Raw genomic sequence first — 1227 nt, 5'->3', positions numbered from 1 at the left:
ACCGAAGGGAAAAGCCCGGAGGAAAGCCCGAGAGGGTGAGTACGAAGGAAGCGTCCGTTCCTTGAGAACTCAACAGCGTGCCAAAAATCAACGCCAGATATGTTGATACCCCGTCCGAGGCCGTCATGGCCGAGGATGAGGTTCCTTTGAAGTAAACACAACAGCGAGGACGCTGTGAACGGTCGGGCTTATTCCGCCTGACTGTTCCGCTCTCGTGATGTGTGCACCCGATTACGGGTAAACATTCACGGAGAGTTTGATCCTGGCTCAGGACGAACGCTGGCGGCGTGCTTAACACATGCAAGTCGAACGATGAAGCCTTTCGGGGTGGATTAGTGGCGAACGGGTGAGTAACACGTGGGCAATCTGCCCTGCACTCTGGGACAAGCCCTGGAAACGGGGTCTAATACCGGATAATACCTTCCCTCGCATGGGGGTGGGTTCAAAGCTCCGGCGGTGCAGGATGAGCCCGCGGCCTATCAGCTTGTTGGTGAGGTAGTGGCTCACCAAGGCGACGACGGGTAGCCGGCCTGAGAGGGCGACCGGCCACACTGGGACTGAGACACGGCCCAGACTCCTACGGGAGGCAGCAGTGGGGAATATTGCACAATGGGCGAAAGCCTGATGCAGCGACGCCGCGTGAGGGATGACGGCCTTCGGGTTGTAAACCTCTTTCAGCAGGGAAGAAGCGCAAGTGACGGTACCTGCAGAAGAAGCGCCGGCTAACTACGTGCCAGCAGCCGCGGTAATACGTAGGGCGCAAGCGTTGTCCGGAATTATTGGGCGTAAAGAGCTCGTAGGCGGTCTGTCGCGTCGGATGTGAAAGCCCGGGGCTTAACCCCGGGTCTGCATTCGATACGGGCAGACTAGAGTGTGGTAGGGGAGATCGGAATTCCTGGTGTAGCGGTGAAATGCGCAGATATCAGGAGGAACACCGGTGGCGAAGGCGGATCTCTGGGCCATTACTGACGCTGAGGAGCGAAAGCGTGGGGAGCGAACAGGATTAGATACCCTGGTAGTCCACGCCGTAAACGGTGGGAACTAGGTGTTGGCGACATTCCACGTCGTCGGTGCCGCAGCTAACGCATTAAGTTCCCCGCCTGGGGAGTACGGCCGCAAGGCTAAAACTCAAAGGAATTGACGGGGGCCCGCACAAGCAGCGGAGCATGTGGCTTAATTCGACGCAACGCGAAGAACCTTACCAAGGCTTGACATACACCGGAAAAC

Annotated in this window: 1 rRNA gene; it reads left to right on the top strand. The window is 57.9% G+C overall.

Annotated features, from left to right (window positions below):
• Nucleotides 1-244: 244 nt before the first annotated feature.
• Nucleotides 245-1227 (top strand): 16S ribosomal RNA (locus tag ABZ855_RS48380); the annotation flags it as partial.

The sequence above is a fragment of the Streptomyces sp. NPDC047042 genome (assembly GCF_040644035.1).
Taxonomy (GTDB): domain Bacteria; phylum Actinomycetota; class Actinomycetes; order Streptomycetales; family Streptomycetaceae; genus Streptomyces.
The sequence above is the reverse complement of the archived record's forward strand: the minus strand, read 5'-3'. Positions and strand labels throughout refer to the sequence as shown.